Annotated in this window: 14 protein-coding genes; 9 read left to right on the top strand and 5 right to left on the bottom strand. The window is 70.8% G+C overall.

Annotation, left to right across the window (positions count from 1 at the left end; translation table 11 throughout):
* Position 1: 1 nt before the first annotated feature.
* From ACFYPR_RS14785 to ACFYPR_RS14775, 3 genes are all read right to left on the bottom strand, one after another.
* On the bottom strand, positions 2–502 hold the full coding sequence (locus ACFYPR_RS14785) for a cation:proton antiporter regulatory subunit (RefSeq protein ID WP_007454242.1): 501 nt from the start codon (positions 500–502) through the stop codon (positions 2–4).
* Between the two features lie 168 nt (positions 503–670).
* The gene (locus tag ACFYPR_RS14780) at positions 671–895 is read right to left on the bottom strand and encodes a winged helix-turn-helix domain-containing protein (RefSeq protein WP_387260644.1); all 225 of its coding nucleotides are present in this window, start codon (positions 893–895) and stop codon (positions 671–673) included.
* A 40-nt stretch (positions 896–935) separates the two neighbouring features.
* Complete coding sequence (locus ACFYPR_RS14775; protein WP_355064602.1) at positions 936–2066, bottom strand: epoxide hydrolase; 1131 nt, start codon at positions 2064–2066, stop codon at positions 936–938.
* An 84-nt stretch (positions 2067–2150) separates the two neighbouring features.
* Between ACFYPR_RS14775 and ACFYPR_RS14770 the strand changes: the two genes are divergently transcribed.
* The 9 genes from ACFYPR_RS14770 to ACFYPR_RS14730 all read left to right on the top strand — a co-directional run bounded on the left by ACFYPR_RS14770 (position 2151) and on the right by ACFYPR_RS14730 (position 10413).
* The gene (locus ACFYPR_RS14770; RefSeq protein ID WP_387260382.1) at positions 2151–2795 is read left to right on the top strand and encodes a TetR/AcrR family transcriptional regulator; all 645 of its coding nucleotides are present in this window, start codon (positions 2151–2153) and stop codon (positions 2793–2795) included.
* 86 nt (positions 2796–2881) lie between these two features.
* Complete coding sequence (gene clpB, locus ACFYPR_RS14765) at positions 2882–5473, top strand: ATP-dependent chaperone ClpB (protein WP_387260379.1); 2592 nt, start codon at positions 2882–2884, stop codon at positions 5471–5473.
* Positions 5474–5574: 101 nt separating this feature from the next.
* A complete protein-coding gene (locus ACFYPR_RS14760) occupies positions 5575–5955 on the top strand; it encodes a hypothetical protein (protein WP_354860222.1) in 381 nt (126 codons plus the stop codon).
* Between the two features lie 208 nt (positions 5956–6163).
* Entirely contained in the window at positions 6164–6766 is a 603-nt protein-coding gene (locus ACFYPR_RS14755) for a DUF4178 domain-containing protein (RefSeq protein WP_387260376.1), read from the top strand.
* Between the two features lie 88 nt (positions 6767–6854).
* Positions 6855–7712 (top strand): hypothetical protein, encoded by an 858-nt coding sequence (locus ACFYPR_RS14750; RefSeq protein WP_363938345.1) that lies wholly within the window; start codon positions 6855–6857, stop codon positions 7710–7712.
* Positions 7713–7784: 72 nt separating this feature from the next.
* A complete protein-coding gene (locus tag ACFYPR_RS14745; protein ID WP_387260374.1) occupies positions 7785–8450 on the top strand; it encodes a hypothetical protein in 666 nt (221 codons plus the stop codon).
* Positions 8451–8460: 10 nt separating this feature from the next.
* Positions 8461–9270, top strand: coding sequence for an SDR family oxidoreductase (locus tag ACFYPR_RS14740; RefSeq protein WP_354860233.1), 810 nt, complete (start codon positions 8461–8463; stop codon positions 9268–9270).
* A 168-nt stretch (positions 9271–9438) separates the two neighbouring features.
* Positions 9439–9978: an orotate phosphoribosyltransferase gene (pyrE, locus tag ACFYPR_RS14735; protein ID WP_007454251.1), complete on the top strand. Its 540-nt coding sequence runs from the start codon at positions 9439–9441 to the stop codon at positions 9976–9978.
* A gap of 57 nt (positions 9979–10035) precedes the next feature.
* A complete protein-coding gene (locus tag ACFYPR_RS14730) occupies positions 10036–10413 on the top strand; it encodes a helix-turn-helix transcriptional regulator (protein ID WP_007454255.1) in 378 nt (125 codons plus the stop codon).
* Positions 10414–10582: 169 nt separating this feature from the next.
* Here the strand turns inward: ACFYPR_RS14730 and ACFYPR_RS14725 are convergent, their stop codons facing one another.
* Positions 10583–11404, bottom strand: a complete 822-nt coding sequence (locus ACFYPR_RS14725) for a DedA family protein (RefSeq protein WP_354860239.1) — start codon at positions 11402–11404, stop codon at positions 10583–10585.
* A gap of 121 nt (positions 11405–11525) precedes the next feature.
* The gene (locus ACFYPR_RS14720; protein WP_355064612.1) at positions 11526–13088 is read right to left on the bottom strand and encodes an LPXTG cell wall anchor domain-containing protein; all 1563 of its coding nucleotides are present in this window, start codon (positions 13086–13088) and stop codon (positions 11526–11528) included.
* Positions 13089–13262: the final 174 nt, after the last annotated feature.

The raw sequence follows: 13262 nt of genomic DNA, 5'->3' as shown, positions 1-13262 counted from the left end.
CTCAGCCGTCCGGGTCACTGTCGGCGAGGATGGCGGATACGCCGTCGAGACCCTGACGGGTCCCGACGACGACCACCACGTCACCGGCCGCGAAGCGGAAGGAGGGCTCGGGCGACACGTTCACCGTGCCATCGCGCAGCACCGCCACGATCGAGGCGCTGGTGCGGGTGCGAGCCTTGGTGTCGCCGAGCATCCGGTTGACGTACCGCGAACCGGCCGGGATGGCGATCTGCTCGGTGAGCAGACCGGCAGCCTGCTCGCGCAGCCCGGAGAGCTGACCGAGCATCAGCGACGCGCCGAGGATGTCGGCCAGCGCCTCCGCCTCGTCGTCGGTCAGCGGAATGTCCGCCTGGCAGGAGTCGGGATCGTCCGGGTCGTAGAGGACAAGATCACGGCGGCCATTGCGGTGGGAGACCACGCCCAGGCGGCGTCCGGACTCCGTCACCAGATCGTGGCGTACCCCGATCCCCGGTAAGGCGGTCTGCTCGACACGTACTCGCACCCGCCCAGGCTACCGCTAGGTGAACAGACGGCAGATCTTGGAAGCCACGTCCCCCGCCCGGCCATGATCAACACGGGATCGCCGATATCGCGGTATCCCAGTCGGCGGGACACCCCCAGATCAGCGATCTCGTGTCGATCTAGAGCGCGCGGCCGCGAGTCGGGGGGTCTACGGCTTCCCCGCCACGAACACGCCGACGCCTTCCAGCGTCTCGGTCAAGCCGGTCGCACGGAGGATCATCATGGCCTTGCCGACCACGGTGTCCGACACGCCGTACTCCTTGCAGAGCTGCGACCGGCTCGGCAGCTTCGCGCCGGGCGGCCACGCGCCTGATTCGACAGCGGGTTGATCGACTCGGTTTCGGTGATGTCGGGGTGTCCCGTTAGCCCGGATACCCCGATTTCCAGGACGTCGAGTCGATCTACCGGCGCGGTCAGCGGAGGGTGGCGAAGAACTCGCGGATGTCGCCGACCAGGGCATCGGTGGCCTGGTGAGCGGCGTAGTGGCCGCCGACGTCGCCGCGTCCCGCGACGTCCGTCTCGTACGCCGTCCAGCGGACGATGTTCGCGTGGTCCCGTTCGGCGAAGCGGCGGATGGACTGGAAGTCGCCGGGGAACATGGCCAGCGCCGTCGGTGCCGTGGTCGGCTCGGACGGCTGCTGACCGGCGTGCGCGTCCTCCCAGTAGAAGCGGATCGCCGAAGCGGCCGTGCCGGTGAACCAGTAGAGCGCCACGTTGGCCAGGACGAAGTCGTCGTCCAGGCTCTCGTCGAAGAGTTGGGCGTTCCAGGCCAGCAGCCCGACGGGCGAGTCGGCCAGCCCGTACGCCAGGGTCTGCGGCTGCTGGCTGTGCACCTGGTTGAAGGAGAACTTGTTCTCGTAGAACCACTGGAGGTGCCCGAGCGCCGCCTGGTCCGCCTCGGACAGGCCGGCGAACTCGGCCGGGTCGCCGGACGGGAACGAGAAGAGTTGGGTGACGTGTACGCCGAGGACGTGCTCGGCGTCGATCCGGCCCAGCTCCGGCGCGACCATCGAGCCGGCGTCGTTGCCGACCGCGCCGTAGCTGTCGTACCCCAGTCGGTTCATCAGCTCGGCCCAGGCGCGGGCGGTGCGGAAGCGGTTCCAGCCGGCGCTGCGGGTGGGGCCGGAGAACCCGAAGCCGGGCAGCGACGGGATGACCAGGTGGAAGGCCGGCGCCGCGGGGTCGCTCGGCTCGGTGAGCGGGCCGATCACGTCCAGGTATTCCAGCACCGAGCCCGGCCAGCCGTGGGTGAGCACCAGGGCGGTGGCGTCCGGCCGGGACGACCGGACGTGCAGGAAGTGGATCTGCTCGCCGTCGATCTCCGTGACGAAGTGCGGGTGGGCGTTCAGCCGGGCCTCGACGGCCCGCCAGTCGAACCCGTCCCGCCACCGGTCGGCGAGCGCGCGGACCCGGTCGCCGCTCATCCCGTACGCGTCGCCGACGCCGGGCAGCTCGGCGGGCCAGATCGTGCGGCCCAGGCGGGCGGCCAGGTCGTCGATGGCGCTCTGCGGGATCTCGACGCGGAACGGGCGGATCGCGGTCATTTCGAACTCCTCCGGAACGGAATGTTTCGTTCTGCAATCACGCTATCAGACCGGAACGATCCGTTCCAGTGCTAGTCTCTGGTCATGTCGACGACGTCCCCCAAGGCTCTGGCCGGCCGCCGCGCCCAGGCCGCCCGCAACGACGAGGTGATCCTCGAAGCCGCCCGCGCCGTCTTCCTCGACGACCCGAAGGCGCCGATCGCCGCCGTCGCGGACCGCGCGGGCGTCGGCATCAGCGCGCTCTATCGGCGGTACGCGGGCAAGGAGGCCCTGCTGCGCCAGCTCTGCCACGACGGGTTGCGCCGCTACATCGCCGTGGCCGAGGAGGCGCTCGCCGAGCCGGACGACTGGAACGCGTTCGCCGGGTTCCTGGCCGCGGTGGTCGACGCCGACGTGCACTCGCTCACCGTCCACCTGGCCGGCACCTTCACGCCGACCGAGGAGATGGGCCGGGACGCGCTGCGCGCCAGCGAGCTGGCCACCGCGCTCGTCGAACGGGCGCACGCCAGCGGGCGACTGCGCCCCGACGTGGTCGTACAGGACCTGGGGCTGGTGCTGGAGGCGTGCGCGGCGGTGCGCGTACCCGATGCGGAGCGGACCCGCCAGCTACGCCGCCGCCAGCTCGCGGTGCTGCTCGGCGGCCTGTCGACGGCGCCGGACTCCGACCCGCTGCCCGGCCCGCCCCCGGCGACCGGCGAGTTCGACTGGCGGTGGCGGCCCCGGGAGTGATGACCGTCACAGCGGTAAGGTTGAGCGGAATACGCTCAACTCTGGTTGTGTCCAACCCAGTGGACAACGCCGATCCGGGGGAGCCCATGAACACCGAGAAACTCACCACCAAGAGCCGCGAGGCCATCACCGGCGCCGTCGCGCTGGCCAACCAGCGTGGCCACGCCACCGTCGAGCCCTGGCACCTCCTGCTGTCCCTGCTGGACACCGACGGCTCGACCGCCGCCGGCCTGCTGCGCGCCGTCGGGGCCGACCCCGCCGAGCTGCGCCGGGCCGCCCAGCGGGCGGTCGACGCCCTGCCGGCCGCGCGAGGCTCCAGCATCGCCGAGCCCACGCTGGCCCGGGAGTTCGTCAACGCCATCGGCGCCGCCGAGCAGATCGCGCGGCCGCTGGGCGACGAGTACACCTCCACCGAACACCTGCTCGCCGGCCTGGCCCAGGTCGGCGGCGCGGTGTCCGCCGCGCTGAAGTCGGCCGGCGCCACCGAGGAGGCCCTGGTCGCGGCCTTCCCGACCGTCCGGGGCGGAGACCGGCGGGTCACCACCGCCGACCCGGAGCAGACCTACCAGGCCCTCAGCAAGTACGGCGTCGACCTGACCGCCAGCGCTCGCGACGGCAAGATCGACCCGGTGATCGGCCGGGACTCGGAGATCCGCCGGGTCATCCAGGTGCTCTCCCGTCGTACGAAGAACAACCCGGTGCTGATCGGCGAGCCCGGCGTCGGCAAGACCGCGATCGTCGAGGGCCTCGCCCAGCGGATCGTGGCCGGCGACGTCCCCGAGTCGCTGCGCGACAAGAAGCTGGTCTCGCTGGACCTCGGCGCGATGGTCGCCGGCGCCCAGTACCGGGGCCAGTTCGAGGAGCGGCTGAAGTCCGTCCTGGAGGAGATCAAGAACTCCAACGGGCAGGTCATCACGTTCCTCGACGAGCTGCACACCGTCGTCGGCGCCGGCAAGGGCGAGGGCTCGATGGACGCCGGCAACATGCTCAAGCCGATGCTGGCCCGCGGTGAGCTGCGGATGGTCGGTGCCACCACGCTGGACGAGTACCGCGAACACATCGAGAAGGACCCGGCGCTGGAGCGGCGCTTCCAGCCGGTGCTTGTCGGCGAGCCGACCATCGAAGACACCATCGGCATCCTGCGCGGGCTCAAGGAGCGCTACGAGGTGCACCACGGCGTCCGGATCACCGACGCCGCGCTGGTCGCCGCCGCGACGCTCTCCGACCGGTACATCACCGACCGGTTCCTGCCGGACAAGGCGATCGACCTGGTCGACGAGTCCGCGTCCCGGCTGCGGATGGAGATCGACTCCCGCCCGGTCGAGGTGGACGAGATCGAGCGGGCGGTCCGCCGGCTGGAGATCGAGGAGATGGCGCTGGCCAAGGAGCCGGACGCCGCGTCCGCCGAGCGGTTGGCGCGGCTGCGCCAGGAGTTGGCCGACAAGCGCGAGCAGCTCACCGTGCTCTCCGAGCGCTGGCAGACCGAAAAGAGCCACATCACCAAGCTCTCCACCGCCAAGGAGGAGCTGGAGCGCCTGGGCGGCGAGGCCGAGCGGGCCGAGCGGGACGGGGAGCTGGAGCGTGCCGCCGAGCTGCGCTACGGCCGCATCCCCGCCCTCAAGGTCGAGCTGAAGCAGGCCGAGGAGGAGCTGGCCCAGCTCCAGGCCGACGGCGCGATGCTCAAAGAGGAGGTCGGCGCGGACGACATCGCCGCGGTGGTCGCCTCGTGGACCGGCATTCCGGCCGGCCGCCTGCTCGAAGGCGAGACGGCAAAGCTGCTGCGGATGGAGGAGTCGCTGGGCGGCCGGGTGGTCGGCCAGGCCGAGGCCGTGAGCGCGGTGTCCGACGCCGTACGCCGGGCACGGGCCGGTGTCGCCGACCCGGACCGCCCGACGGGCAGCTTCCTCTTCCTCGGCCCGACCGGTGTCGGCAAGACGGAGCTGGCCAAGGCGCTCGCCGAGTTCCTCTTCGACGACGAGCGGGCGATGGTCCGCATCGACATGAGCGAGTACGGCGAGAAGCACTCGGTGGCTCGCCTGGTCGGCGCCCCGCCCGGGTACGTCGGCTACGAGGAGGGCGGGCAGCTCACCGAGGCGGTGCGCCGTCGGCCGTACTCGGTGATCCTGCTGGACGAGGTGGAGAAGGCCCACCCGGACGTCTTCGACGTGCTGCTCCAGGTGCTCGACGACGGTCGACTCACCGATGGCCAGGGCCGCACGGTGGACTTCCGCAACGCAATCCTGATCCTCACCTCCAACCTCGGGTCGTCGGTGATCAGCGACCTGACGCTGGCCGAGGAGCAGCGCCGGGAGGGCGTCCTGGCCGTGGTCCGGTCGCACTTCAAGCCGGAGTTCCTCAACCGGCTGGACGACATCGTGGTCTTCGCCGCGCTGCGCGGGGATGATCTGCGCTCCATCGTCGACATCCAGCTGGACCGGATGCGGCGGCGGTTGGCCGACCGGCGGCTCGGCCTGGAGATCACCGAGTCCGCGCGTCAGTGGCTGGCCGAGCACGGCTACGACCCGATCTACGGTGCCCGCCCGCTGCGCCGCCTGGTCCAGACCGCCATCGGCGACCAGTTGGCCAAGGCCCTGCTGAGCGGATCAATCCGAGACGGCAACACGGTAAAGGTAGACCTGACCCCCGCCACCAACTCCCTCACGGTAACCCCGGCCTGACCGCGGTGATCAAGAGGTTTGCGTCATGGGGACGTCTTCTCATGACGCAAACCTCTTGATCAACAGGGTGAGAGGTGGGCGGGGAGGGAAAGGGTTGGGGCATGTTCGGGATGCGTAAGGCTTGGGAGCGGGACCTTGGTGCGGCCGTGGACGAGTTGGTCACCGCCGACACGCTTGCTTTCGGTGGGGTGGGGATCGCCGGTGCGACCCTGCCGGTGACCGAGGCGTACCAGCGCGTCGAGGCTGCGCTCGACGACCACCCCGAGGAGGTACGCCGGCAGCTCGACCGGCTGCTCGCCGAGGGTTCACCCGCCGGCCGGGCGTACGCGGCGACGCTGCTGGAGCGTGCCGACCCGGCGGCGGCCCGAGCGGCGTGGACGTCGCTGCGGGACGACCCCACCGAGTTCACCACCTTCGTCGGCTGCGTCATGGGGCGTTCCACCCTCGGCGACTACGCCACCCAGCGACTCGCGGCGGCGTGACCCGGCCGCCGCACCGGCCGGTCGCGCACCCGACACCGACCGCTGGCCGCCCCGGCACGGGAGAGCGGCCCGCATCCGGGTATCCACAATGACCACGGCCGGCGACACCCCGGCTGCCGTCGGTAGCTGAGCTTTCGGTCACGACGCGACTCAATTCGGTGCGCGAGGTTGTTACCGTCTGCGCCGACGTACCTGGGGAGGTGGTCGGGTGGACGGGTCGCTGGCGTACCTGATGGCGGCGGTGGTCGTACTCATCGTGGTCGTGCTCGTGTTCGTCGTGCGGGCCCGGCGGCGGGCCGCCGCCCGGCCCACCGGCGTGCCGCCGGCCGCCCGGCCCACCCTTGACGGCGCCCACCGACTGGCGCCGGGTGATCGCGTGCGGATCGGCCAGCGGGAGTACGTCGTGAGCGGCACCATCCGCCTGGTCGAGGGGGACTGGAGCTGGGTGCAGCACCTCCTCGACGACGCCTCCGGCACGCCACACCGGCTCTCCGTCGAGGGCGACGGCGACCCCGAGTTGGAGTTGGTGCTCTGGACCGCCGAGCCCGGCGCGACCGTCACCCCCGGCGCCCCGACCATCGACCTCGGCGGGCTGCGCTACACCTGGGCCGAGACCGGGCAGGCCCGCTACACCGCCACCGGGGAGACCGGCCTGCCGCCGGCCGGGACGATGCGCTACCACGACTACCAGTCGGGCCCGAACGCCCGGCTCTCCTTCGAGGCGTACGGCGAAGAGGGCTGGCGGGTCGCCCGCGGCGACCTGCTCGATCCCGCCGACCTGGCGATCCGCCCCACCGACGACGGGCGCTGAGCGACCCGACGCGCCGCCGCATTCGGCACGGCATGCCGGAGTGGCCGGTTGCCGATACGGTGTGGGCCCGATCTAGGGAAGGAGAATCGTGGTCGAATCCCAGAGCACGCCGGCCCGCCAGCGGCCATCCACCGTGACGATTTCCAGCTACCTGCTCTTCCTGTTCCTGGCGTGCCAGGTGATCAGTCTCATCCTCACCCTCTCCACCATCGGCAAGACCCGCGACGTGCTCCGCGACGCCTACTCGAGCAGTACCGCCGAGGGCGCGGACCAGGTGGCGAACTTCGTCTTCGCGTTCGCCCTCGGCGCCGGCATCCTCGTGCTCCTGCTCGCGGTCGTGCTGGCCGTGCTGGCCATCTTCAACAACCGGGGTAGCAACGGTTCGCGCATCACCACCTGGATCGTCGGCGGCATCATGGTCTGCTGCACGGGTGGCACCGTGCTCAACGGCGTGGGCGGCGGCTTCACCACCGGTGGGAACAGCGGCGGCGACATGCCGAGCAGCGAGGAGGTCCAGCGCCGTCTCGAGGAGGCGCTGCCGTCCTGGATCGCCCCGGTCACCATCACGCTCGGCGTGATCAGCCTGCTCGCGCTGCTGGCGGCGCTCATCCTGCTGGCACTGCCCAAGTCGAACGAGTTCTTCCGCAAGCCCGCCGCGGCCTGGGAGCCCCCGACCCCCGGCACCAGCTACCCGGGCTACCCGCAGGCGTCCGGCCAGCCCGGTTACCCGCAGGCTCCCGGCCAGCCGGGCTACCCGTCCAGCGGCGAGCCGAGTTACCCGTCGAGTGGTGAGCCGGGCTATCCGTCGACGCCGGGCCAGGCACCCGGGTCGGAGCAGCCGGGCACTCCGCCGTCCGCGCCGCCGTCGGGCCCGTCCGGCACCGACCGGCCGGACGACACGCCGCCTGCGGACCGCCCCGGACCGACCCCGCCGTCGACCAGTTGACCGCTGGATAAGCACGACGCCGACGATCCCTCCGAGTAGGTTGCAACCCGACGCCTACCGGAGGGATCCGTCGTGTCGTACCCCGAATCGGCACCGCCCCGCCGGCCCGCCGTGGTCCTGGCGGCCTCGGCCGTGCTGCTGGTGATGGCGGTGGGCGCGCTCGCGTACGCCGTCGTCGACCTGGCGGTGCTGGGCCGGACCGTGGACGCGTTCCGGGCTGCCGCTCGGGACACCTCGGCGAGCCCGCAGCAGATCGACGACGTGGTGACCCTCTTGCGGGCGTCGGCGGTGCTGACCGCGGTGGTGGCGGCCCTCTCCGTGCCCGTGCTCGCCGGCCTGGCCCTCGGGCTGCTGACGGGTCGGCGTGGCGCGCGGGTGGCCACCTGGGTGGTCTGTGGGCTCGGCCTGCTCGCGGGCTGCTGCAGCGTGGCGGTGCTCGTCGGCGAGCGGGCCGCGCCGCTGCGGCTGGGCGCCGACGAGCGGGCCACCGCCGAGCTGCTCGGCCTCATCTCGGACGCGTACCCGTCCTGGTGGATCCCGCTCAACGCCGGGCTTTCGGTCGGGCAGGCCCTCGGTTACCTTGTGGTAGCAACGCTGCTGACCCTGCCGGCGGCGAACGCCTGGTTCGGTCGACACCGCCCCACGTCACCCACCGCGCCGTCCGCCCCACCCGCGTTTCCGCCCGCACCGCACCAGCCCCCGCCGGCGTCCGCCGCGCCCCCGTACCCGCCCAGGTGAGGACCCGCCCGTGACGCTCGATCCCACGACCACCGAGCGACGGGCCCTGATCACCGGCGCCACCGCCGGCATCGGCGCGGCGTTCGCCCGACGCCTGGCGGCCGACGGCTGGCATCTGGTGCTGGTCGCCCGGGATGCTGACCGACTGGGCGAGATGGCCGCCGAGCTGGGCTCCCGGCACGGCCGTGCCGTGGAGACGTTGTCGGCGGACCTGTCCACCGACGACGGCTGCGCGACCGTCGAGCAGCGGCTGACGTCCGACAGCCCTGTCCACCTGCTCGTCAACAACGCCGGCATCAGCCTGAACAAGCCGTTCCTGCGCTCCACAGCGGAGGACGAGGCACGGCTGCTCCGGCTCAACGTGCACGCCGTCATGCGACTGACCCTGGCGGCGCTTCGGCCGATGACCGAACGGCGCGACGGGGCAGTGATAAATGTCTCTTCGGTTGCAGGGTTTGGCGCGGTGATGCCCGGATCGACCTACTCGGCCAGCAAGGCGTGGGTCACCAATTTCAGCGAGTCCGTCGGCCAGTCGGCACGCCCATTCGGTGTCCGGGTGATGGCTCTCTGCCCCGGCTACACCCGCACCGAATTCCACGAACGGGCCGGCATCAACATGTCGAAGACGCCGGAGTGGCTGTGGCTGCGAGCCGAGGATGTCGTCGACGAAGCCCTACGTGACCTGCGAAAAGGCAAGTTGGTAAGCATCCCCGCCTGGAAGTACAAGGTGGCGGTCGCCGGTCTGCGACACGCGCCGATCCGGCTGCTCCAGGCGGTCGCCCGCGACACCCGCAGCCGGATCGGTCGCGACGAGAACTGAGCCGTCGGTGCCCGCTCGCGCCGAAAGCTCCGTCGTCGGGCGTTGGCGCACCGCCTCCGGGTCGGTCGCTGAGCGTAGTCGAACATCGCCAACCGTCGGTTCCTCGCGGGGCTGATCAGGGAGGGCCGTGCACACGCCGTTCAGACTTGCGCAGTAATCTCTATCGCCATGGGGGACCACGACGACCTGCGTAAATTCATTACCGACCTGGCTGTGGTCCACGGACGGGTCGTGCTCTCCTCGGGGCGCGAGGCAGACTGGTACGTCGATCTCCGGCGTGTCACGCTCCATCACCAGGCCGCTCCGTTGGTCGGTCGGGCGCTGCTCGATCTCACCGCCGACTGGGAGTACGAGGCCGTCGGTGGGCTCACCCTGGGCGCGGACCCTGTCGCGCTCTCGATGCTGCACGCCGCCGCTCCGACCGGCCGCGCCCTCGACGCCTTTGTGGTGCGGAAGGCGGGCAAGGCGCACGGTCTGCAGCGACGGATCGAGGGACCGGAGGTGGCCGGCCGCCGGGTGTTGGCGGTGGAGGACACGTCCACAACGGGCGGAAGTGTGTTGACCGCTGTCGAGGCGCTTCGTGAGGCCGGAGCCGAAGTCGTGGGCGTGGCGGTTATTGTTGATCGAGGCGCCGGCGACGCGGTGCGAGCCGCCGGATTGCCGTACAGGGCGGCCTATACGTTGGCTGACCTCGGCCTTGTGGCGTAAAAGTTTGCCGATTCGGATCTGCTGATATGCAGGCGGATCGATGCTGCTGGTGGAAGGATGGAATACGTGGGAACTGCGTTGGCCGAAATGACAATGCCTCAGATCTCGCCGCTTGCCGGTGAGCCGATCGAACGTGCCGATGCCGAGCGTCTCGCGGGGGTCCTCAAGGCCCTTGCGGATCCCGCCCGGTTGCGGCTGCTCAGCCTGATCCAGTCGGCCCCCGAGGGCGAGGCGTGCGTCTGTGACTTGACCGCGCCGCTCGGCCTCTCTCAGCCGACGGTCAGTCACCACCTGCGTATCCTCACCGAGGCCGGCTTGCTGGAGCGGGAGAAGCGCGGTGTCTGGGCGTACTACCGGCTGGTCCCGAGTGCGATCGCGACGATCGCCGACCTGCTGACCCCGCCGCGTAAGCGGGCCACCAAGAAGGCCCGCTGACATAGGCGCTGCGCACCGTCCCATGCCGGGGCGGTGTCCGGTGGCGAACCAGGGGTGGCGCCACCGGTAGGTGATACCTGCTCGTCCTCGGCCGCACCGCCGGAGGGCGGGCCTGACATGCCGACGGCCGACCCCCTCACCAGGGGGCCGGCCGTCGTCGTATCTCGGATCAGCGCTCCTGGCCGTGCCCCGGGTGCCGACGGTCGTGCGGGTGCTCGTCGTGGTCGAACTTCTCGCGTACCGCGTCGACCGCGCCCGCGGCGCTGGCCGCCGCGACCACCGCGACCGCCTCGCCGCGCTTGCGCGCCCGCCGGTCACGCAGGAACTCGAAGAAGATCGGCAGCACCGAGATCAGGATGATCAGGGCGACCACCGGCAGGATGTAGTGGTCGATCTTGTCGCCGATGGCCTTGTAGATCCGGTCGGCCAGCAGATAGCCGATCAGCAGGATGCCGTCCACCCAGAGCACCGCGCCGACGATGTTCCACATCAGGAACTGCCGAGCCGGCATGCCCAGCGCCCCGGCGACCGGGTTGAGGAACGTCCGCACGATCGGGATGAAGCGCGCCAGCACCACGGCCTTCGCCGGGCCGAACTTCTGGAAGTAGTACTCGGCCTTCTCGACGTACTCCTTCTTGAAGAGCCGCGAGTTGGGCCGCTCGAACATCCGCCGGCCGTACCGCGCGCCGAGCCAGTGCCCCAGCTGGGCGCCGAGGATCGCGCAGATCGGCCCGCCGATCAGCAGACCGGCCAGCGAGAGCCGGGTGCCGTCACCGAAGATGGCGTCCGCCACCGGCGAGGCTGCCACGCCGGCGAGGAACAGCAGCGAGTCGCCGGGGAAGAAGAAGCCCACCAGCAGGCCGGTCTCGGCGAAGAGGATCACCCAGACGCCGACCAGCCCGAAGGTCTGCAACAGGTCCTTGGGATCGAGCGGGTTCAGGGCGACGCTCTCCGTGAGAGCACGGGTCTTCTCAGCTGTGTCCACGGCCACAAAGGGTACCGAAGCCCGGTGCCCGCACCGCGCCGGACCGGGCCCTACCACCCGCTGGCCGTAAACGACGGTGCCCCGCCGACCTGTGTGGTCGGCGGGGCACCGGTGGTGCGGGGGTTGATCAGGCGACGAAGCGGGTCCGGCGGCGCTTGGCCACCAGGTAGCCGCCGACGCCCGCGGCGAGCAGCAGAGCGCCGATGCCGGCGATCAGGCCGGTCGACTGGCCGGTGATCGGCAGCGCGCCACCGTCATCCTCGCCGCCGCCCTGACCGCTGGCGGCGTTCACCAGGATCTTGGCGGTGTCGTTGGCCGGCTTCAAGTCCTCGTAGAAGCCGCCCTCGCACTCGCACGGCACGTTGACCTTGACCGTGCCGGTGGCGTTGGCGATGACCTTGTCGATCCGGAACTTGAACTCGCCGGTCAGCTCCTCGCCGGCCGGGGCGAACGGACCGGGGTAGCAGCGGTAGGCGGCGGCACCCGGGGTGCCCGCCTCCTCCCACTCGGCGTCGTTGCCGGTCCGCGGTGCGCACTCGAACGGCACCTCGACGGCGGTGGTGCCCTTCGGGACCGTCACGTCGACGTAGGTCACGTCGGACCCACTGCGGAAGTGGTCCAGCGTCGCCGGACCGTTGTTGCGGAAGCCGAGCGGGGCGGTCACCACCGCGCCCTTCTTGCCGGTGAGCGTGGCGCCGATGGCCTCCAGGTCAGCCCCGTTCTTGCCGGTGACCTGCACATTTACTGCGCCCCAGTTGTTGGACGGGTCGACGTCCGTCTGGAGGGCGCGGGCATTGCGCTTGCCGGGCATCGGGGCCAGTTCCAGGGTCTTGCCGGTGCCTTGGCGCGCTGCCGCGACGCCGGCCTCCCTGCGCGCACTGTTGAGTGCGTCAAGGTCTCCCGGGACCACCCACCGGACGTTGCTTTCCTGGCTCCCCGGTGCGTAGGTGTCCTTGGCGAGCTCGTAGTTGAAGGTCGCGGTCCTACCCTCGCCTGCCGGAATCTTCTCGTCGAATTCGCAGGCGAGCAGGTAGTCCTCTACATAGAAGCAGTTGTCGAACCGCTCCTTACTGCGGATGCCGTAGTCGGGGTCGAAGATCGCCACGACACCGTCGACAGTCGTCGTGCCGACGTTCTGGACCGAGAAGGGGGCCTTGAACGAGCCGCCCGGCGCCGCCTTCACCTCGACGTTGGGGCCAGCCGCGAGGTCCACGCCTTCGGCGATCCGGATCTGGGAGGTGGAGTCCGCAACCTCCTTGCCGCCAGCCCGGAGGCTGATCTTCAGCTCGCCGGTGTCCCCCGCGGCTGCCTTGTCGGTAGGGGCGATGACGACCCTCGACGGGAACCCGCCGAATTCCTCATCGACGACGAGCGGGGAATGTTCGATGCAGACCAACACCGCGTCGCCGTCGGCGGAACAGTCGTTGCCGGTGTCACCGGCCAAGGTGACCTTGCCGGCCAGCGAGCGGTAGTCGTAGCGGACGGTGACCTCGTTGAGCACGGCCGGCTCGGAGCCGAGCACGGTCGCTCCACGAACGACCCCGGCGGAGCCGGGGGCGACGGTGACGTTCTCGAAGAACATGTAGAACTCGGCCGCGGGCTCGGCGAGGGCCGGACTGGCGGAGGCGGCGACGAACGCGCCTGCGACGCCCAGGCCGGCGAGCCAGCGCCGGGTGGAGTGGGTGAGCATGAGGGGGATTCCTCCAAGTGGGGGATTCAGGTGCAGCCTGCGGATCTTAAGGAATCGCTAAGGTTCAGCGCCGCCCCTGATCACCGCCTGGTCGGCAAGACGAACCGAAAGGTTGATCGTCGTCACCGCAACGTTCCACCGGCCCGCTCCCGTCATCTGAGGCAGGACCCCGGG

Source organism: Micromonospora sp. NPDC005254, assembly GCF_042872525.1.
In the GTDB taxonomy this organism is placed as follows: domain Bacteria; phylum Actinomycetota; class Actinomycetes; order Mycobacteriales; family Micromonosporaceae; genus Micromonospora.
The sequence above is the reverse complement of the archived record's forward strand: the minus strand, read 5'-3'. Positions and strand labels throughout refer to the sequence as shown.

What these genes read in the sequence shown, in the direction of transcription:
- ACFYPR_RS14775 (WP_355064602.1), bottom strand. Translation starts at nt 2,066, where the DNA reads ATGACCGCGATCCGCCCGTTCCGCGTCGAGATCCCGCAGAGCGCCATC.
- ACFYPR_RS14770 (WP_387260382.1), top strand. Translation starts at nt 2,151, where the DNA reads ATGTCGACGACGTCCCCCAAGGCTCTGGCCGGCCGCCGCGCCCAGGCC.
- clpB (WP_387260379.1), top strand. Translation starts at nt 2,882, where the DNA reads ATGAACACCGAGAAACTCACCACCAAGAGCCGCGAGGCCATCACCGGC.
- ACFYPR_RS14760 (WP_354860222.1), top strand. Translation starts at nt 5,575, where the DNA reads ATGTTCGGGATGCGTAAGGCTTGGGAGCGGGACCTTGGTGCGGCCGTG.
- pyrE (WP_007454251.1), top strand. Translation starts at nt 9,439, where the DNA reads ATGGGGGACCACGACGACCTGCGTAAATTCATTACCGACCTGGCTGTG.
- ACFYPR_RS14730 (WP_007454255.1), top strand. Translation starts at nt 10,036, where the DNA reads ATGGAATACGTGGGAACTGCGTTGGCCGAAATGACAATGCCTCAGATC.
- ACFYPR_RS14720 (WP_355064612.1), bottom strand. Translation starts at nt 13,088, where the DNA reads ATGCTCACCCACTCCACCCGGCGCTGGCTCGCCGGCCTGGGCGTCGCA.